15 protein-coding genes, 1 tRNA gene and 1 pseudogene are annotated in these 20,097 nt (G+C 31.5%); 16 read left to right on the forward strand and 1 reads right to left on the reverse strand.

The genetic code is table 11. The features are described 5' to 3' along the window. Positions 1-78: 78 nt before the first annotated feature. From ACQY1Q_RS14295 to ACQY1Q_RS14370, 16 genes are all read left to right on the forward strand, one after another. A complete protein-coding gene (locus tag ACQY1Q_RS14295) occupies positions 79-1,152 on the forward strand; it encodes a sensor histidine kinase (protein WP_431006003.1) in 1,074 nt (357 codons plus the stop codon). A 4-nt stretch (positions 1,153-1,156) separates the two neighbouring features. Then, positions 1,157-1,870: a LytR/AlgR family response regulator transcription factor gene (locus tag ACQY1Q_RS14300; RefSeq protein WP_431006004.1), complete on the forward strand. Its 714-nt coding sequence runs from the start codon at positions 1,157-1,159 to the stop codon at positions 1,868-1,870. 156 nt (positions 1,871-2,026) lie between these two features. Then, complete coding sequence (locus ACQY1Q_RS14305; protein WP_431006005.1) at positions 2,027-3,355, forward strand: sugar MFS transporter; 1,329 nt, start codon at positions 2,027-2,029, stop codon at positions 3,353-3,355. Between the two features lie 9 nt (positions 3,356-3,364). Then, positions 3,365-4,453 carry an acyltransferase family protein gene (locus ACQY1Q_RS14310; RefSeq protein WP_431006006.1) on the forward strand — a complete coding sequence of 363 codons (1,089 nt, stop codon included), beginning with the start codon at positions 3,365-3,367 and terminating at the stop codon, positions 4,451-4,453. Positions 4,454-4,456: 3 nt separating this feature from the next. Next, a complete protein-coding gene (locus tag ACQY1Q_RS14315) occupies positions 4,457-4,798 on the forward strand; it encodes a hypothetical protein (protein ID WP_431006007.1) in 342 nt (113 codons plus the stop codon). A 107-nt stretch (positions 4,799-4,905) separates the two neighbouring features. Next, a tRNA-Thr gene (locus tag ACQY1Q_RS14320) sits at positions 4,906-4,979 on the forward strand. A 98-nt stretch (positions 4,980-5,077) separates the two neighbouring features. Beyond that, complete coding sequence (gene udk, locus ACQY1Q_RS14325) at positions 5,078-5,680, forward strand: uridine kinase (protein ID WP_431006017.1); 603 nt, start codon at positions 5,078-5,080, stop codon at positions 5,678-5,680. Then, positions 5,680-5,997 carry an FtsB family cell division protein gene (locus ACQY1Q_RS14330; protein WP_431006008.1) on the forward strand — a complete coding sequence of 106 codons (318 nt, stop codon included), beginning with the start codon at positions 5,680-5,682 and terminating at the stop codon, positions 5,995-5,997. The genes udk and ACQY1Q_RS14330 overlap by 1 nt, the downstream gene beginning before the upstream one ends. Further along, on the forward strand, positions 5,997-7,346 hold the full coding sequence (locus tag ACQY1Q_RS14335) for a methylmalonyl-CoA mutase subunit beta (RefSeq protein WP_431006009.1): 1,350 nt from the start codon (positions 5,997-5,999) through the stop codon (positions 7,344-7,346). Before ACQY1Q_RS14330 ends, ACQY1Q_RS14335 begins: the two co-directional genes overlap by 1 nt. Further along, positions 7,339-9,405 carry a methylmalonyl-CoA mutase gene (gene scpA, locus ACQY1Q_RS14340; protein WP_431006010.1) on the forward strand — a complete coding sequence of 689 codons (2,067 nt, stop codon included), beginning with the start codon at positions 7,339-7,341 and terminating at the stop codon, positions 9,403-9,405. The genes ACQY1Q_RS14335 and scpA overlap by 8 nt, the downstream gene beginning before the upstream one ends. Before the next feature lie 66 nt (positions 9,406-9,471). Beyond that, complete coding sequence (locus ACQY1Q_RS14345) at positions 9,472-10,350, forward strand: phosphatidylserine decarboxylase (RefSeq protein ID WP_431006011.1); 879 nt, start codon at positions 9,472-9,474, stop codon at positions 10,348-10,350. 693 nt (positions 10,351-11,043) lie between these two features. Further along, the gene (ccsA, locus tag ACQY1Q_RS14350; RefSeq protein ID WP_431006012.1) at positions 11,044-14,190 is read left to right on the forward strand and encodes a cytochrome c biogenesis protein CcsA; all 3,147 of its coding nucleotides are present in this window, start codon (positions 11,044-11,046) and stop codon (positions 14,188-14,190) included. A gap of 51 nt (positions 14,191-14,241) precedes the next feature. Beyond that, positions 14,242-14,757, forward strand: a complete 516-nt coding sequence (locus tag ACQY1Q_RS14355; RefSeq protein ID WP_431006013.1) for a DUF2892 domain-containing protein — start codon at positions 14,242-14,244, stop codon at positions 14,755-14,757. Positions 14,758-14,816: 59 nt separating this feature from the next. Then, a complete protein-coding gene (locus tag ACQY1Q_RS14360; protein ID WP_431006014.1) occupies positions 14,817-16,721 on the forward strand; it encodes a polysaccharide biosynthesis protein in 1,905 nt (634 codons plus the stop codon). 28 nt (positions 16,722-16,749) lie between these two features. Beyond that, the gene (locus tag ACQY1Q_RS14365) at positions 16,750-17,517 is read left to right on the forward strand and encodes a polysaccharide biosynthesis/export family protein (protein ID WP_431006015.1); all 768 of its coding nucleotides are present in this window, start codon (positions 16,750-16,752) and stop codon (positions 17,515-17,517) included. 7 nt (positions 17,518-17,524) lie between these two features. Further along, complete coding sequence (locus ACQY1Q_RS14370; protein ID WP_431006016.1) at positions 17,525-19,894, forward strand: GumC family protein; 2,370 nt, start codon at positions 17,525-17,527, stop codon at positions 19,892-19,894. 42 nt (positions 19,895-19,936) lie between these two features. Here ACQY1Q_RS14370 and ACQY1Q_RS14375 read toward each other — a convergent pair. Beyond that, positions 19,937-20,097, reverse strand: a pseudogene (locus ACQY1Q_RS14375) (IS3 family transposase); the annotation flags it as partial.

Here is a 20,097-nt window from a genome sequence, read left to right on the forward strand (position 1 = left end):
CATTTTTTTTATGTTTGGTTCACAACAAAAAACATTATAAATTTCAGACTTTATTTACCTACTAAATTTGATTTTAACTTGAATCTTAAAAAAAATAAATACTCAAACAGAACCATTAAAAGAAGGTACCATGTTATTTTCTGGTTAAGTTATTTTACATTTAATGTCATACGATGGGGAAGCTATTTTGACGATTATTGGTATTCTTTAAAATCTAATCTGGTTGAATTTCCTTTACACATTATACTTGTATATGCAAATGTGTATTACTTTATCCCTAAATTTTTACTCCCTAAAAAATATAAGAGATACATTTTTTTACTATTACTATCTTTGGGTGTTCAGTATATTATAAGAACCGGTTTAAACTATTTTTTAGTTACCAAAAACATTTGGCCTGAAGCAGAAGGCACTCAACAAGCGTTTACCTTTAATCATATAATTGCCGTATCATTAGGTGAACTGTATGTATTGGCTTTGGCAACGGCTATTAAACTAACTGTGGACTGGGTTAATCAACGAAACAGAATAGACACGTTGAAAAAAGAGCATTTGAAAAGTGAATTAAATTTTTTAAAAACTCAAATACAACCCCACTTTTTCTTTAATACACTTAATAACCTATATGCTTTAACCCTAGAAAAATCAAATGAGGCACCTGAGGTTGTTTTAAAACTTTCGGATATTATGCAGTATGTAATATATGATATAAAAGACCCAAAAGTTAAACTTTTAAAGGAAATTGATTACATTCAAAACTACATAGACTTAGAGCTTTTAAGATGCCATAAAAATGCTAAAATTGACATTGATATTAAAGGAGATATCAGTAATGTAAAAATTCCGCCTTTAATTTTTTTATCTTATATTGAAAATAGTTTTAAACACGGTAATAAAAACAGTAATGAATTTTATATTTATATTAGTTTCAAGAAAACCGAAAAGGACAGTTTAATTTTTACCTTAAAAAACACATACGACCCCTCCGATATTACCTTTAAAAACAAAAGTTTAAAAAGCGGTGTAGGTAATGCCAATACAAAAAGAAGATTGGATTTAATATTTAAAGACAAATATAAATTAGCTATTTCTAAAGATAATAATATGTGTACATATACAGTTAACTTAGAAATACCTTTAACAAAAAAGTAAAAAAGTGAAAATTAATTGTGTTATAATAGACGACGAACCTTTAGCAATAAACGTTATTAAAAACCATTTACAAGAGTTTCAAAACATAACTATTGTAGATACATTTAATAACCCCTTAGATGCTTTATCTACATTAGAGAATAACCAAATTGATGTTTTGTTTTTAGACATAAACATGCCTAAAATGAACGGACTTGATTTCTTAAAAAACATTCCTATAAAACCTCATGTTATTATTACTACAGCCTATAGAGAATTTGCTGCTGAAAGTTATGACTTGGATGTTTTAGATTATTTGGTAAAACCAGTTCCTTTTCCAAGGTTTTTAAAATCAATTAACAAATTAACACAACGCATACACAACGATCAAAATATAAAAAACACTCCATCAACAGAAGACTCTTATATCTTTTTAAAAGTAGATAAAAAGCTGGTTAAAGTAAAATATGATGACATTTTATATATAGAAAGTTTAAAAGATTATATTAAAGTTTGTACAACTGTTAGCAATTACATTGTACATAAATCATTAACCAGTATTACCGAAGAACTTCCTGAAAACAATTTTTTACGAATTCACAGATCCTATACAATTGCCATAGACAAGGTAAAATCTGTAGAAGGTAACTCTATAGAGATAAGCAACAAACGATTACCTATAGGACGAAAGTATATCAATAACACCAAACAAATTATTCTAAAAACAACCAACTTTTAATATGTTAAGCTACAATTTTATTTTGTTTAACACATAAATGGCGTTGCTAGTAGAAAATTAAATTCATTATTATTAATAAATACATATATTGGCAATCAGGTTTATATCACTTATCATTAAACCTATTCCTTATATATTAACAAAACTAAACAAACTATGACTCAAACTCCTAAAACAGCTGCAAGCAGCAATAGCATGATTGTACCCATAATTATTATTGCCGGGTTATTTTTCATTTTTGGGTTTGTTACTTGGATAAACGGAGCTTTAATTCCGTTTATGAAAACAATAAACGAATTAACAGATGCACAATCGTATTTAGTAGCCTCTGCCTCATACATATCATTCGTAGTAATGGCTTTACCTTCATCTTATGTTATCAATAAAATAGGATACAAAAAAGGAATGTCTTTAGGTCTTATTATAATGGCCATAGGAGCTTTAATATTCATTCCTGCAGCAGAAGCAAGAACCTACTGGATATTCTTACTTGGAATCTTTGTTCAAGGTATGGGAATGACGTTACTACAAACCGCCTCAAATCCATACATCACCATTTTAGGTCCTATTGAAAGTGCTGCCAAACGCATTGCTATTATGGGAATTGCAAACAAAGTAGCCGGTGCGTTAGGATCTTTAATTTTTGGAGCTATTTTACTTTCAGGAATTGACGCTATCAAAGAAAAATTAAGCACTGTTAACGGCTCAGAAAAAGAACAATTATTAAATACTATGGCAGACAGCGTAGTTACTCCCTACATAGTTATGGCCGCTGTTTTATTTATTTTAGGTATTTTAATAAGAAAAGCACCGTTACCTCACGTTGAGGCCAGTTCAGAAGAAAGCGACAACAATAATCACGTATCAAAAACCAGCATTTTTCAATTTCCACACTTATGGCTTGGAGTAGCCGCATTATTTGTATATGTTGGAGCTGAAGTAATTGCCGGAGATACTATTATTGCTTACGGAATATCTTTAGGAATACCGGGAGCTGATGCCAAATTTTTTACAACCTTTACTTTAATGGCTATGGTGGCCACTTACGCTCTTGGCGTTGTGCTTATCCCTAAAATTATAAGTCAAGCTTTTGCGTTAAAAGCAAGTGCCGTTTTAGGCATCATATTTACAACCTGTATAATTTTTACAACAGGTTTTACCTCCGTTTTATTTGTTGCTGCACTAGGTATTGCAAATGCACTGGTTTGGCCCGCAGTATGGCCGTTAACATTAAAAGGCTTAGGTAAATTTACTAAAACAGCTTCGGCCTTATTAATTATGGCAATTGCCGGAGGCGCTATAATCCCTCCTTTATACGGGCGATTGGTAGATAGTCAAAAAGCATCATTAATTAGCCAAGGAATTGATGAAACTGTAGCATTGGCTAACGCCTCTACCACTAGTTATTGGATTCTTTATCCTTGCTATATCTTAATTCTTTACTATGCTGTTTCAGGCCATAAACTTGGGTTAAGAAAAAAATAATTCACTAAAATGGAACGCTTACAATCCGTTGATACCTTAAGAGGAATTACCATAGTCGCCATGATTTTAGTTAATAATCCCGGAACATGGAATGCAGTCTATCCTCCTCTTTTACACGCAGAATGGCATGGATTAACACCAACTGATTTAATCTTTCCCTTTTTTCTTTTTATTGTAGGTATTTCAATTGCTTTAGCGTATCAAAACAAAAAGCCTAATAGAAATACCTACAAAAAAATTGGAATTAGAAGTCTAAAACTAATAGGATTAGGACTTTTAATAAATATTTTTACCCCTTATTTTCCATTTATACAAGATATACAAACAGTAAGAATTCCGGGGGTTTTACAACGTATAGGAATCGTATTCTTTATCTCTTCTATTCTCTTTTTAAACCTAAACACCAAAAGTATATTACTTACAATTGCATTTATCTTAGTAAGCTATTTTGTTGTTACAGGGTTTATAACACTACCCAACGGTAATATCCCCTCATTTGATAACAATACTAACAATTGGGCAAATTACATTGACATTAATCTTTTAGGAAAACATATGTGGAGAGAAACTTATGATCCTGAAGGAATTCTCAGCACTTTTCCTTCAATTGCAACAAGTTTGTTAGGCATCATAGCAGGAAAAATAATAACCGCTAAAACTAATTATAAAAAAGAAATCTCTCTGATAGCTTTTTCATTTGCCTTACTGCTTCTTGGATATGTTTGGAGTATTTGGTTTCCTATCAATAAAACAATATGGACAAGCAGCTATGTATTAGTTACAGCAGGCTGGGCAACCTTAATACTAGGTGGCACCTATTACCTTAACGACGTAAAAAAAATAAACTTCACTCCTATTTTTACCTATGTTAGTAAAAACGCAATAACAATCTACTTTTTATCTATGATAATAGCCAAATCATTTTATCTGATAAAAATAAATGAAACCCAAACGATTCATTCCTGGTTATTTAATACATTTTTTATTCATATAGGCACTATAAAATTAGCCTCGTTTAGTTATGCACTATGTGTGGTTACTTTCTATATTTTTTTAAGCTATTACCTATTCAAAAAGAAAATATATTTCAAAGTATAAATTATGCTCCCCTATAAACTTACATCTCAAGAAGAAACCACACTCTCCTACTTAAGATATAACCAACCTTTTTTTTCTATTCATTTTTCAGAAGAATCCTCTTTTTTCTTTTTCAATGAATTCTCAAACTGGTTACAAGGAGAATTTGATTTATTTTTTAAAGAAGAGCATCAAAACATACTAAAAATTTACTTTCCAAACGGACATACCATTGTTAGTATCAACCAAAATGAAGAAATTAGCATTCGTTCCTTGAATAAAAACAGTCAAAAATGTAAAAACAGCATGCTAAAACTCCTTAGATCCTATCAATTTTACAAAAAAATTAAACCAATAAAACACTGATTATAAAACCCATAAAACAAAACCCCTTACTACCCAATAAAAAAAATAAAAAAAGTTTTTTTCAATATTAAAAAATAATATATATTTGCCACGCTTTTGAAGCAAACGCCGATATAGCTCAGCTGGCTAGAGCAGCTGATTTGTAATCAGCAGGTCGTGGGTTCGAGTCCCTCTATCGGCTCAAAACAAAAAGTGCTAACAGATTTGTTAGCACTTTTTTTATGCACTATTTTTTCTAAATTTGTTAACCAAAATCACGTAAAAATTTAAATGAAAAATATTTTTGTTATTGGTATTGCTGGAGGAACAGGAAGCGGCAAAACAACTGTAGTAAATCAAATAATTAATGAGTTGGCTGATGAAGTTTGTGTAATATCTCAAGACTCTTACTATTGTAAAACCGACAACCTAACATACGAGGAAAGAACAAAAATAAACTTTGACCATCCCCGAGCCATTGACTTCGACTTATTAGTTAAACATTTAACAGCTTTAAAAAGCGGAAAAATTATAGAGCAACCCGTATATTCATTCGTTGCACATAACAGAACCAAAGACACCATAAAAACTCACCCCAGAAAAGTTATTATTGTTGAAGGTATTCTTATCTTTAACAGCAAAGAATTACGTGATTTATGCGACATAAAAGTCTTTGTACATGCAGATGCAGATGAACGACTTATAAGAAGAGTTCGCAGAGATATTAAAGAGCGCGGTAGAGATGTTGATGAAGTATTAAACAGATACCAAGACACCCTAAAACCAATGCACCAACAATTCATTGAACCAACCAAGAATTATGCAGATATAATTATTCCTGGTGGCGGACATAATAAAGTAGCTATTGATATAGTTAGAACGGTAATCAATGATCGCTTATAATGAACTTAAAGTCAATAAAAAACAAACCCTCTTTTAAAATAATAACCAACCTATATGTTATTATTTTAACCGTGTTTGTAATATGGATGCTCTTTTTAGACGAAAATTCTTACCTTACCCACAGAGAGTTCAACAAAGAAATTGAAGAACTTGAAACATGGATTGAGTATCATAAACAAAAAATTGCTAACGATAAAGAAACCATAGAAAAACTAAAAGATTCTTTAGAATTAGAAAGATACGCCCGAGAAAAATACTTGATGAAAAAAGAAAATGAAGATATTTACATAATTGAATTTGATACCATAAAAAAATAATGGAAAATTATTTATTTAACGAATTTCAAGAAGTAACACCTCTAGCATGGAAAAACAAAATCCAAGCAGATTTAAAGGGTGCAGACTATAACGAAACTTTGCTATGGAAAACCAATGAAGGAATTACCGTTAAACCCTTCTACACAATAGAAGACAGAACCTATCAACAGATTAACCTTTCAAAAAAAGGATTCAATATTTGCCAATCAATTACCATTGAAAATGAAGAAGAGGCAAGTTCTTTTGCAATAGACAGCTTACAAAGAGGCGCAAACAGTATTGAATTTATAGCCAACAAACCTTTCGATTATAAAAAACTACTAACCAATAACAATCTTCAAAAAGCAACTCTCTATTTTAAACTTAATTTTTTAGCTTCAGAATTTGTTATTGAATTAGCCAAACACCTTAACTCAGATACTTGTTTTTTTAATATTGATAGCATTGGCCATCTAGCCAGTAGTGGTAATTGGTATCAAAATATGGCTTCTGATTACAAAGAATTAGAATCCATAATTAAACACACACACCATTCAATTGCTGTAAACGCCAATATCTATCAAAATGCAGGAGCAAACACTATACAACAATTAGCCTATGCACTTGCCCATGCAAACGAATACCTGAATCACTTTGGAAAAGAAGTTGCCAGTAACATACACTTTAATTTTTCTGTAGGAAGCAACTACTTTTTTGAAATAGCCAAACTGAGAGCCTTTAGAATACTATGGACTGCCCTTTTAAATGAATACGAAGTAGAAAACACAACAGCACACATATTTGCACAACCAAGCCTACGTAACAAAACACTCTACGATTACAATGTAAACATGCTACGAACAACTTCAGAATGCATGAGTGCCATTTTAGGAGGAGCCAATACTATAACAAACAATTCTTATGATAAAATTTTCCATAAACCTAATGAATTTGGAGAACGTATATCAAGAAACCAACTATTAATACTACAACAAGAAAGTGAGCTAGGCGAAGCTCAACATATTGCAGACGGTTCTTATTATATCGAATCATTAACAGAACAACTAGCACAACAAGCCCTAAACGTTTTTAAACAAATTGAAAAAGGAGGAGGATTTCTAAAACAACTAAAAGAAGGAATCATTCAACGAAAAATAATAGAATCAGCAAGCAAAGAACAAGAACAGTTTGACACCGGAAAACTAATCCTGCTTGGCACGAACAAAATTCAAAACGAAAATGACAAAATGAAAAATCAATTAGAAATTGATGCATTCATGCCAATTCGTAATCAAAAAACACTGATTCAACCTATAATTCAAAAACGATTAGCAGAAAAGCTTGAACAAGAACGCTTACGACATGAGTAGAAAAGATATATCCAACATCCGAATCAAAGAACAAAAACAGGAAGCCACTCATTTTCCTCACGAAAACTTTGTTGCCGGAATAGCCCCAAACCTTAGAGGACCTTATTCAACTATGTATGTTAGAAGACCTTGGACCATACGTCAATACGCAGGATTTTCTACCGCAGAAGAAAGTAATGCGTTTTACAGAAGAAACCTTGCCGCAGGACAAAAAGGACTATCAGTTGCTTTCGACTTAGCTACCCACAGAGGGTATGATTCAGACCATGAAAGAGTACAGGGAGATGTTGGAAAAGCGGGAGTAGCCATAGACTCTGTAGAAGATATGAAAGTGTTATTTGACCAAATTCCACTTGATAAAATGTCGGTTTCCATGACTATGAACGGAGCCGTTCTACCTATTCTAGCTTTCTACATTGTTGCAGCTGAAGAACAAGGAATCGCTCCCGAATTATTATCAGGAACCATTCAAAATGACATCCTAAAAGAGTTTATGGTGCGTAATACCTATATTTACCCACCAACTCCCTCAATGAAAATAATTGCTGATATATTTGAATATACCAGTAACAACATGCCTAAATTCAACTCAATTTCCATTTCCGGATACCACATGCAAGAAGCCGGTGCCACACCTGAAATTGAACTAGCCTATACCTTAGCTGACGGACTAGAATACATCAGAAAAGGAATTGAAGCAGGTATGGATATTGATACGTTTGCTCCTCGCCTGTCCTTCTTTTGGGCTATTGGCATGAACCACTTTATGGAAATAGCCAAAATGAGAGCTGGAAGAATGTTATGGGCAAAAATGGTTAAACAGTTTAACCCTAAAAACGACAAATCATTGGCTTTGCGTACCCATTGTCAAACCAGCGGATGGAGTTTAACAGAACAAGATCCCTTTAACAATGTAGCCCGCACAACTATTGAAGCCATGGCAGCAGCTTTTGGAGGCACACAAAGTTTACACACCAACGCACTAGATGAAGCCATAGCCTTACCTACAGATTTTTCTGCACGTATAGCACGTAATACACAAATATACTTGCAAGAAGAAACCTATATAACCAAAACAGTAGACCCTTGGGCAGGAAGTTATTATGTAGAAGAACTCACAGAAGAAATAGCAAACAAAGCTTGGAAACTAATTCAGGAAGTAGAAGAATTAGGCGGAATGACCAAAGCCATTGAAAAAGGAATTCCTAAGATGCGTATTGAAGAAGCTGCCGCTAAAAAACAAGCTAAAATTGACAGTAGTCAAGACATTATTGTAGGGGTAAACAAATATCAATTAGCAGAAGAAGACCCGCTACACATCTTAGAAGTTGACAATGAAGCCGTAAGACAATCTCAAATAAAAAGGCTACAAGAACTTAAAGCCAACAGAAATCAAGAAGCTGTAGAAAGTGCTTTAGCCAATTTAACAGAATGTGCTAAAACAGCTAACGGAAACCTGCTCGATTTAGCTGTTAAAGCAGCCAGAAACAGAGCCTCTTTAGGAGAAATTTCTGACGCTTTAGAAAAAGTATTTGGTCGCCACAAAGCAGTACATAAAACCATTTCAGGCGTGTATAGTAAAGAAATAAAAGATGATGCGCTATTTAAAAAAGCAACAGAACTAGCTGATAAATTTGCAGAATTAGAAGGACGTAGACCTAGAATTATGATTGCCAAATTGGGGCAAGACGGTCACGATAGAGGCGCCAAAGTAGTAGCTACCGGGTATGCCGATTTAGGCTTTGATGTGGATATTGGCCCCCTTTTTCAAACCCCGCAAGAAGCTACCAAACAAGCCATTGAAAACGACGTACATATTCTAGGAATATCTTCATTAGCTGCCGGTCATAAAACGCTGGTTCCCCAAGTAATTGAAGAACTTAAAAAATATGGTAGAGAGGATATTATGGTAATTGTTGGAGGTGTAATTCCGGCACAAGACTATCAATTCCTTTTTGACGCAGGTGCTGTGGGAGTATTTGGCCCGGGTACCAAAATTGCACAAGCAGCAATTGACATGTTAACTATTTTAATTGATAGTATTGATGAGGAGTCATAAAACTCATTAAACCCCATCAACACAAAAAGCAATAATTGCACCGTAAAGTATAAGACGTTACTCAAAATGAAAATTCAATACATTGATAGAAAAACTGGAGAATTAAAAACCGAAACACCTCCCGGTGAAGGATTTTTAAAATTGTTGTATAACAACCCTTTTGGCAAAACAACATTACTCCCTATGGTAAAACGTAAATTTCTATCCTCATGGTATGGAAAATTAATGGATAAACCCGGATCTATCAATAAAATAAAAAATTTTGTAAAAGACCTTAATATTGATATGAATGAGGCCGAAAGATCCATAGAAGACTATATTTCTTTCAACGATTTTTTTTACAGAACTCTAAAACCAAATGCTCGTCCTATAGAAGAAGGATTGGTTTCTCCGGGAGATGGAAAAATGCTGGCTTTTGAAAACAGTAATGAAGTACATAACTTTTTTGTAAAAGGAAGAAAATTCACCCTTAAAGAATTTTTAGGAAGTCAACAATTAGCTGACAAATATCAAAATGCTGCATTAATCATTCTTCGTCTAGCACCAAACGATTACCACCGTTACCACTTTCCTTACGAAGGAATTCCTTCAGAAACAACAAAAATTAAAGGAGATTATTTATCGGTATCACCCTATGCCTTAGCCGCTAATTTTACTAAAGTATTTTGTGAAAACAAACGAGAGTTCTGCACGCTCACAACTCAAGAAAAAGGAGACATACTTATTGCCCCCGTAGGAGCAACCATGGTAGGAAGTATTATTGAGACCTACACCCCCAACAATCCTGTAAAAAAAGGAGCAGAAATGGGATACTTTGCTTTTGGTGGCTCTACCATTGTTTTATTGGTAGACCAAAACAAAATCAAAATAGATCAAGATATTATTACCAACACCAAAAACAAAATAGAAACCTTTGTTAAAATGGGAGAATCTATTGGTAAATAAAAAAACTACTCCCCTTTAATAAATAACAATAGGTATTTCAAAAAAAGTAAATTCACTTATAAAATTACTGTTAGAAACTTAAAAACTAGCAATGGTATATAGAAAACTAGTGTTGGAAACTTAAAAACTAATAATGGCATTTAGAAAACTAGCGTTGGAAACTTAAAAACTAACAATGATATTTAGAAAACTAGCGTTGGAAACTTAAAAACTAACAATGGCATTTAGAAAACTAGCGTTGGAAACTTAAAAACTAACAATGACATTTAGAAAACTAGCATTCTAAAGAAGAAAACTATCAGCATAAAATAAGAAACTAACAGCCTAAAGCAGAAAACTTATAATCAAGAGCAAAAAAGAATCAACTTAAAAAAGAAAGTTGTCAATCTAAAGTAAAAAAACTAGTAATCAAAAACAAAAAATCACCAACAACTAAAAACCACTAACTAAAAAATAACAACAACACTTCCAAAATCAGTGTTAATTATAAAAGATAACAAATACACGCACACATTCCACAAATAAACAACTAATAATCAACACCCAAACTTTTATAATAACAATTTAAAAACCATCCATTTAAAACACGCTCTTAACCATTAACCATACACCACTAAAAAAGCCTGCAATTTTCAAGTAAAAACAGTATTTATCCGTAAATTTGCGAAGTTTTATACTTATCTAGATTTACAGATGAAAAAAATCTTAAATATTCTCTACTCTACACGCTTAATGGCAGTTTTATTTTTCGCTTTTGCCATTGCCATGGGAGTAGCCACTTTCGTTGAAAATGATTTCGGAACCCAAACCTCAAAAGCATTGATTTACAACACTTGGTGGTTTGAATTAATTATGGTATTCTTTGTAATTAACTTTTTTGGAAACATTTTTAGGTACCGTTTATACAAAAAAGAAAAATGGTCCGTGTTATTATTTCATGCAGCTTTTTTATTCATTATCATAGGAGCAGGAGTTACAAGATATATTAGTTATGAAGGACTTATGATTCTTAATGAAGGTGAAACCACTAATACATTTTTATCCGACATCAATTACTTAAATGTTATTATTGATGACAACGAGTTTCAAAAAGAGACAAACAACAAACTTCTCTTATCTGCCTGGGGTAAAAACACAGCTAACTTTACAGAATATTTTCAACCTAAAAAAAATGGTAAAAACCATGAAATCACCTTCAATTTAGTAGATTACATTCCATGGTCAGAAAAAAAGTTAGTATTAGATGAAAATGGCGTTGAACACCTTTTTTTAGTAGAAAGTTCAAGCGGAACAAGACATGAGCATTATATTAAAAAAGGAACAATACAAAACATTCATAATATTTTAGTTGGCTTTGATGCTCCCGAAAACAATGCATCTATTAACTTCTTTTATGAAGATGGTAACTTAAAAATGACCTCTAAAAATGATGGAAATTGGCTAAGAATGGCCGACCAAAAAAGAGGTAATATTACAAAAGACAGCGTACAAAACTTTCAATTCTTAACACTTCACACTATTGGTGGTTTGCAATTTGTTGTACCAAAATCTCCGGAAAAAGGAGAAATGAAAACGGTAAAAGGAAAAAAAGATAAAAGTAAATTTGACACCGTTATTTTTGACATTACTACCAACGGAGAAACTAAAAGAGTTAATTTTTACGGAGGACAATTTAATGTTGATAATCAGCAAAACTTTAGCTTAGGAGGTTTAAACTTCAGAGCTTGGTATGGAGCAAAACAACTACAAACTCCTTTTAATGTAAAATTAAACGATTTTCAATTAGAAAAATATCCGGGTTCAGAAAATGCGGCTTCATTTGCCAGTGAAGTTACAGTAAGTACTCCGGAAGAAACCTTTGATTTCAGAATTTTCATGAATCATATATTAAATTACAAAGGCTATCGCTTATTCCAAGCAAGTTATGCTAATGCCGGACAGTCGGTAGAACAAACTCACCTTTCAGTGAACCATGATTTTTGGGGAACATCAATAACATATCTTGGATATTTCCTATTATTCTTTGGATTAGTAGCTTCTTTATTTGTTAAAAACACTCGTTTTGATGATTTGAAAAAAACATTGGGCAAAATAAGAGATAAAAAAGTAGCTTTAACAATATCATTTCTATTAATAACTACAATAAGTGTAGCTCAACACGATTCTCATCAACCTGTACAATTATCAGAAGCACAAATAGATTCTATCTTGCAAAAAAACATCGTTTCTAAAGAACATGCTGATGCGTTTAGTAGCTTGGTTATTCAAGATGCAGGTGGTCGAATGAAACCGGCACACACATTTGCCTCTGAATTAGTACGAAAAGTAGCCCATACCGATAATTTTAACGGATTAACTCCGAGTCAGGTTTTGGTTTCTATTACAGAAACTCCTATGCTTTGGTTAAATGTTCCTTTTGTTTACCTAGAAAAAGGAAATACTCAAATACGAGAAGTTCTAGGACTTCCAAAAGAAGCTAAATACGCTCGCTTTATCGACTTTTATTCTCCTGACGGAACTTCTAAAATTAGTAACCTTGTTATTGAAGCTCAAAAAAAACGAATTCAAAACAAATTTGAACAAGATGTTATCAAAATAGAGCGTAGAGTTTGGTTATTATCACAAGCATTAAGTGGAAGTATTTTAAGAATTTTCCCTATTCCTAATAATGAAGAAAACAAATGGGTTTCGCAACCTGAAACACTAGAAGCAGGATTCAAAGGAACAGATTCAGTTTTTGTAAGACAATCGTTACCTGTTTATTTCCAATTGTTACAAAACTCAAAGAAAACGGGTAATTATACGGAAACTAATAAGATTTTAGACGGAATTAAGAAGTTTCAAAGAAAATTTGGAGCAAAAGTAATACCTTCTCAAGATAAAATTCAACTTGAAATAGCTTATAATAAAATCAATATTTTTGTCAAACTATCTAAATACTATGGGTATGTAAGTTTGTTAATGATATTGTTTGTCTTTTTCCAAATTTTCAACAACAAACCTTGGATAAACTATGTTGTAAAGGCATTTATAGCTGTTATTATTTTATTATTTGTAGCACATGTTCTAGGTCTTGCTGCCAGATGGTATATAAGTGGAAATGCTCCTTGGAGTAACGCATATGAATCTATAATTTTTGTAGGATTAGCTACCATGCTCTTTGGATTACTATTAGGTAAAAAGTCTTCATTAACTATTGCGGCTACTACTTTCTTAACATCTATTATTTTATTTTTTGCTAACCAAAACTGGTTAGACCCTGAAATAGCCAATCTAGTACCGGTATTAAATTCATGGTGGTTATATGTACATGTTTCAATCATTACGGCCAGTTACGGTCCCTTTGCTTTAGGTATGATTTTAGGTATATTTACGTTATTCCTAATCATTTTCACTACCTCAAAAAACAAAAAGAAAATGAGTTTACATGTAAAAGAGCTAACGGTAATTAATGAAATGGCTTTAACTGTTGGATTAGTAATGCTTACTATCGGTAACTTCTTAGGGGGTATGTGGGCAAACGAAAGTTGGGGACGTTATTGGGGATGGGATCCCAAAGAAACGTGGGCTTTAATATCAATTATGGTATATGCCTTTGTTTTACACATGCGTTTAATTCCAGGATTGCGAGGAAAATATACTTTCAATTTATGGTCTATTATGGCTTTTGCTTCTGTTATGATGACCTACTTTGGTGTTAACTTTTATTTATCAGGATTACACTCCTATGCAAGTGGTGATAAAGTAATTACCCCTACATCCGTATATTATTCAGTAGGTTTTGTTGTTATCATAGGTACATTAGCTTGGTTTAAACATAAGAAGTTTTACAAGAAATAATGTTCAATTTAGTATAAAAACGTACTTTTGTACGCCTTTAAAAAAGAAATTATGTTCAATAAAAATATAAAATTAGTTTTAGCTGCTTTAATTTTCGCTTGGTCTATTTACGAGTTTACTCAAGGACATATAGGTAACGGAATTGCTATTTTATTTTTAGTAGGAATCTTTATATTCTTTTATTTTAAAAATGAGTTTATTTTATTAGCCTTCTTACAATTAAGAAAACAAAACTTTGAAGGTGCTAAAAAATGGTTAGGATATATTAAGAATCCTACAGCTGCATTAACTCAAAAACAAGAAGGATATTACAACTACTTACATGGAATTATGTTATCACAAACAAACATAACTCAAGCTGAAAAATTCTTAAAAAAAGCTGTAAAACTAGGGTTAGCAATGGATCATGATTTAGCTATGGCTAAATTACAATTAGCGGGCATTGCCATGACTAAAAGACGTAAGCGAGAAGCTACAACCTTAATGGCAGAAGCTAAGAAATTGGACAAACATGGAATGCTAAAAGATCAAATGCAAATGATGAAGCAACAGATGAAAAAGATATAAAACATCTGTAAAGCACATTCTTAAATAAATTTGTAACTTTACGAGTCACGAAAAATCAAATGGTTAAAAACTTATTTCTTAGACTTATAGACAAATACGCTTCAAGATGGGTCGTATTAGTTATAGACATTATACTTGTTTGTATATCATTTGTTTTAGCTTACTCTGTTCGTTTTAATGCTACATTAAATTTTAATGTAAACAACTTATACACCCAGTTACCTTTTATTGCATTAGTAGCTCTTGTAAGTTTTTTAACGGTTGGTTCTTACAGAGGAATTATACGTCATACAGGAACCCGAGATGCTTTTAATGTTTTTGTTGGAGTTACGCTTCTTTCTATGATTACCATCAGTGTTGTTTTACTTAATAGCACGTTTAAAATAGTTCCTAATTTTACCATACCTAAATCTATAGTAATAATTCATTATTTAATTTCTGTTTTAGTTTTAGTAATAAGCAGATATGTTTTTAAAGCATTTTTTGAAATTATTTCTTCTGAATTAGACACTATTACCAATGTTTTAATTTATGGAGCTGGTGACTCTGGTTTGATAACCTATGGTGCCCTTAATCGTGACACTAAAAACAATTATCAAGTTGTTGGTTTTATAGATGACGATATTAAAAAGATTGGAAAAAAAATCAATCGAATTAAAATCTACGAAGGAAAAAGAATTAATAAAGACTTTATTTCAAAAAAAGAAATAGATGAAATTATTATTTCAATACAAAATATAAAATCTGAAAAACTTTTATATCTAACTGACAAACTATTACTATTAGGTGTAAAAGTAAAAATTGTTCCACCTCTATCTAAATGGATTGATGGAGATTTAGAAGCCAATCAAATAAAACAAGTAAAGATTGAAGACTTACTTGATAGAAAACCTATTTCTATTGACAATCCTATTGTTAAAAGAGAAGTAAATAATCAAGTTATTTTAGTAACAGGTGCTGCAGGTTCTATCGGTTCTGAAATTTCAAGACAACTTAGTAGCTACAATTACAAGCATTTGGTTTTAATTGACCAAGCAGAATCTCCTCTTTATGACTTACAACAGGAACTAATTCAAAATGGTAAAATAAATTTTACAGCTATTGTTGCAGATGTAAGAGATAAAACCAGAATGGAAGATGTTTTTAAAACATTTCAACCTAACAAAGTATTTCATGCCGCAGCCTACAAACATGTTCCCCTTATGGAACTTAGTCCTTATGAAGCTGTAAAAATCAATATTGGAGGAACTAAAAACATTGCTGATTTAGCCATTCAATATCAAGTTGAACGTTTTGTTATGGTTTCTACTGATAAAGCTGTAAATCCCACAAATGTTATGGGAGCAACAAAACGTGTTGCCGAAATGTATATTAGTTGCTTAAGTAATTTTAAAAATCACACAACAAAATTTACAACTACACGTTTTGGAAACGTTTTAGGTTCAAACGGATCTGTTATCCCTCTTTTCAGAAAACAAATAGAAAATGGAGGTCCGTTAACAGTAACTCATAAAGATATTACACGTTATTTCATGACTATTCCTGAAGCTTGCAGATTGGTTTTAGAAGCCGGCACAATGGGAAATGGTGGAGAAATATACATTTTTGACATGGGAAAATCTGTTAAAATATATGAGATAGCTAAAAGAATGATTCATTTATCAGGATTACGATTCCCTGAGGATATTGATATAAAAATTACAGGTTTACGACCAGGAGAAAAGCTTTATGAAGAATTATTAGCGAATGGAGAAAATACAACTCCAACTTATCATGAAAAAATTATGATTGCTAAAAATCAGACTATCGATTGTAATTTTATTTTTCAAAAAATAAACGAACTTTGTCATATTAACAATGATCTTGACAATCAAAAAACCGTACAATTCATTAAAGAAATCGTTCCTGAATACATATCAAACAATTCTGTTTACGAAAAATTAGATACCACTATAAAAAATTAAATTAGTACTTTCGCAAAAATTTAAACAAATGCAAAAAGTAAAAAAAATTGTTTTCATCACCCTCTTAACAATTCTATCGTCTTGTGTGTCTAAAAAAGACATTATCTATTTTCAAAATGATCAAATAGAGCAAAACAAAGTTTCCAATGCTTATAAAACAATATTCAAACCAGACGATTTATTACAAATAACTATTTCTGCCCTTGATTTAGAAGCTGTTAAACCTTTCAACCTTCCTTCTGTAGCCTATGCTACTACCACGAATAGTGTTGTAGGTACACCTCAACAACAAGCATACCTTATAGATAATCAAGGTTTTATTGACTTCCCTTTATTAGGAAAACTGAAAATTGGTGGTTTAACAAGGTTAGAGACCATTGCTTTGTTGAAAGATAAATTAGATCCCGAGTATATTAAAAACCCTACAATTAACATAAAAATTTCAAATTTTACTGTAACCGTTTTAGGTGATGTTAAACAACCTGGGACATATACTATACCAAATGAACGAATTACTGTTCTTGAAGCAATTGGTTTAGCTAAAGATTTAAATATCTCTGGAATAAGAAATATAGAGGTTATTCGTGAAGAAAATTCTGAAAAAAAAATATATAACTTAGATTTAAGATCTAAAAATATTTTTACTTCTCCAGTATATTACCTTCAACAAAATGATATTGTATATGTTAAACCTAACAGATCTTCCTCTCAAGACGCTGCTTATAATAAAAACACAGGGTTATTCATTTCAATTGGTTCCGTTTTAGTCGCTTTAATTTCAGTTTTAACAAGATAAAAGTATAATGCAAAAAGAACAGTATACTCAGCAGATTCAAGATAATGATACTATAAACATTCGAGCTGAACTAGAAAAATACCTGATTCACTGGAAGTGGTTTGTTCTAGGTGTTATTATGTCCTTATTAGGAGCCTATTTATATTTAAGATACTCTACGCCAAAATACAGTGCTTCAACTACTATTTTAATTAAAAACGACAAGCAAGGAGGTTTATCAGAAGAGTTCGCTGCCTTTGAAGATTTAGGCATCGTTGGCGGTTCAAGTAAAAATATTGAAAATGAAATAGAAATTATTAAATCTAGAAAGCTAATTTTTGATGTCATCAAAAAATTAAACTTAAATATTTCTTATTATACTCAAGGCCGTATTAAAGAAACTGAAATTTACAAAAAGACACCTATTTCTATAAATCTTTTTCAGAATGAAGAAAAAGAAATAGACTCGGTTTTTTCCATTAAAATTTTGTCTTCAAAAACATATAGTTTAATAGATCAAAATGATAATAAAGTTTTAGAAAACTCATTTGGATCAACCATAAAAGATTCTAATTTTAAAGAACTCACCGTAAATAAAACAAACTTTTTTGATGACAAGAATATTGGTAGTACTATAAAAATTTCTGTATTTAAAAACGATCAAATAATTGATGCCTATCAAAAAGCTATTTCTGTTAGTCCTATCAATAAAAAGTCAAGTGTTTTAAAGTTAGCTTTACAATTACCTGTTAGAGAAAAAGCTGAAGATATTTTAAATGAACTGGTAGAACAATATAACAACGATGCTATTGAAGATAAAAAATTAGTTTCAGAAAAAACCAGTGCTTTTATTATTGAGCGTCTTGAAAATGTTGGTAAAGAATTGGCTCGATTGGATGATAATGTAAAAAACTTTAAAAGTTCCAACAATATAACGGATATAGAATCTGAAGCTCAACTAATTTTACAGACAAATACACAAAATAGGGAAAAACTAATACAAGCTAGCACCCAACTTAGTTTAGTTAAAGCATTAAACAATGAGATTAATTCTAAGGAAGAATTATTACCTGCCAATCTTGGACTGGATGATCCTAATATAGCCAGATCTATTGCTGAATACAACGAATTAATTATTCAGAAAAAACGCTTACTAAAAAGTGCCGGAGAAAAAAACACTGTTGTTATTCAAGTTCAGGATAATATCAGCAATTTAAAAAGTTCTTTAAAAAGAAGCTTATCTAATAGAGAAAAACTTTTAGAAATAAATCTTAATAACCTAAAAAATGAAGCTGGGCGATATAGCTCAAAAATATCATCTATCCCTTCAAAAGAAAGAGAATTTTTAGATATTGCACGTCAACAAGAAATCATTGCAGGTCTTTATTCTTATTTACTCAAAAAGAAAGAGGAAACAGCAATCTCATTAACCGCAACTGCAGTACCTAATGCTAAAATTATAGATAAAGCTTATGGATCAAATATCCCGGTAAGCCCTAAAAAGAAAATTATTTTCTTGGCTGCTCTATTACTAGGATTAATAATACCTTTTATTATTATTTATTTAAGAGATTTACTTGACACTAAAGTACATACTAAAAAAGATATTGAAGAACTGACATCAATCCCTTTCTTAGGTGATATTCCTCATTCTGAAACAAAAGAGAAAATTGTCATTAATTCAAGTGCAAGATCTAGTACTGCTGAAGCATTTAGGCTAATTAGAACAAATTTAGATTTTATGTTACCTGGAGGTGACGAAAACGTTGGTAAAACTATTTTCGTTACTTCTACAACAAGTGGAGAGGGAAAATCTTTTACTTCTATTAACTTAGCAGCTTCACTTTCCTTATCAGGAAAGAGGGTAATTTTAGTTGGTTTAGATTTAAGGGCTCCTAAAATTACAGAATACTTAGAAATACCAGATCGTAAAGGAGTTACTAACTTTATTACGAATGATGATATCACATTAGATTCATTAAAGTTCTCTATTCCTGAAATTCCTAAATTAGATATTATTGCTTCTGGTGCCATACCACCTAATCCTGCTGAATTGTTAATGACTTCTAAAGTTAATGAGTTGTTTAATGAATTAAAACAGCAATATGATTATGTAATTATAGATACTGCACCAGTTAATTTGGTCACAGATACATTACTTATTGCTAAGAAAGCAGATTTAGTTCTTTACGTTGCCAGAGCTAATTATCTTGACAAGCGAATGTTAATTGTACCTCAAACTCTTTATACAGATAAAAAGCTACCTAACTTAGCTATTATTTTAAATGATACTGATTTAAAGAGAGGATATGGATATGGTTACGGATATGGTTACGGGTATGGATATGGCGTTGCTGATGACCTCGATAAACCTTGGTATAAAAAAATATTTAGTTAGTGAGTCGTCCTAAAATAGGTTGACAGATTTAAAAAATATTATTTAAACCAGAGAGGTTAGCTTCTCTGGTTTTTTGTTGTGTATAAAATTAGGAGTTTTCATATTCAAACTCAAGTGAGGTCTTAGATTATTATAAACATTTATTGATTGTTCAACGAGTTTTTCCAATTCCTTACCTGTATTGCATTTATAAATTAAAAATT

It is taken from the genome of Tenacibaculum sp. TC6 (assembly GCF_050606265.1).
GTDB lineage: Bacteria > Bacteroidota > Bacteroidia > Flavobacteriales > Flavobacteriaceae > Polaribacter.

Bases quoted from the DNA above. Each gene is read 5' to 3' on its own strand.
- ACQY1Q_RS14355 (WP_431006013.1), top strand. From the start codon at position 14,242: ATGTTCAATAAAAATATAAAATTAGTTTTAGCTGCTTTAATTTTCGCT.
- ACQY1Q_RS14360 (WP_431006014.1), top strand. From the start codon at position 14,817: ATGGTTAAAAACTTATTTCTTAGACTTATAGACAAATACGCTTCAAGA.
- ACQY1Q_RS14310 (WP_431006006.1), top strand. From the start codon at position 3,365: ATGGAACGCTTACAATCCGTTGATACCTTAAGAGGAATTACCATAGTC.
- ACQY1Q_RS14305 (WP_431006005.1), top strand. From the start codon at position 2,027: ATGACTCAAACTCCTAAAACAGCTGCAAGCAGCAATAGCATGATTGTA.
- ACQY1Q_RS14315 (WP_431006007.1), top strand. From the start codon at position 4,457: ATGCTCCCCTATAAACTTACATCTCAAGAAGAAACCACACTCTCCTAC.
- scpA (WP_431006010.1), top strand. From the start codon at position 7,339: ATGAGTAGAAAAGATATATCCAACATCCGAATCAAAGAACAAAAACAG.
- ACQY1Q_RS14335 (WP_431006009.1), top strand. From the start codon at position 5,997: ATGGAAAATTATTTATTTAACGAATTTCAAGAAGTAACACCTCTAGCA.
- ACQY1Q_RS14345 (WP_431006011.1), top strand. From the start codon at position 9,472: ATGAAAATTCAATACATTGATAGAAAAACTGGAGAATTAAAAACCGAA.
- ACQY1Q_RS14330 (WP_431006008.1), top strand. From the start codon at position 5,680: ATGAACTTAAAGTCAATAAAAAACAAACCCTCTTTTAAAATAATAACC.
- ACQY1Q_RS14370 (WP_431006016.1), top strand. From the start codon at position 17,525: ATGCAAAAAGAACAGTATACTCAGCAGATTCAAGATAATGATACTATA.
- ACQY1Q_RS14365 (WP_431006015.1), top strand. From the start codon at position 16,750: ATGCAAAAAGTAAAAAAAATTGTTTTCATCACCCTCTTAACAATTCTA.
- ccsA (WP_431006012.1), top strand. From the start codon at position 11,044: ATGAAAAAAATCTTAAATATTCTCTACTCTACACGCTTAATGGCAGTT.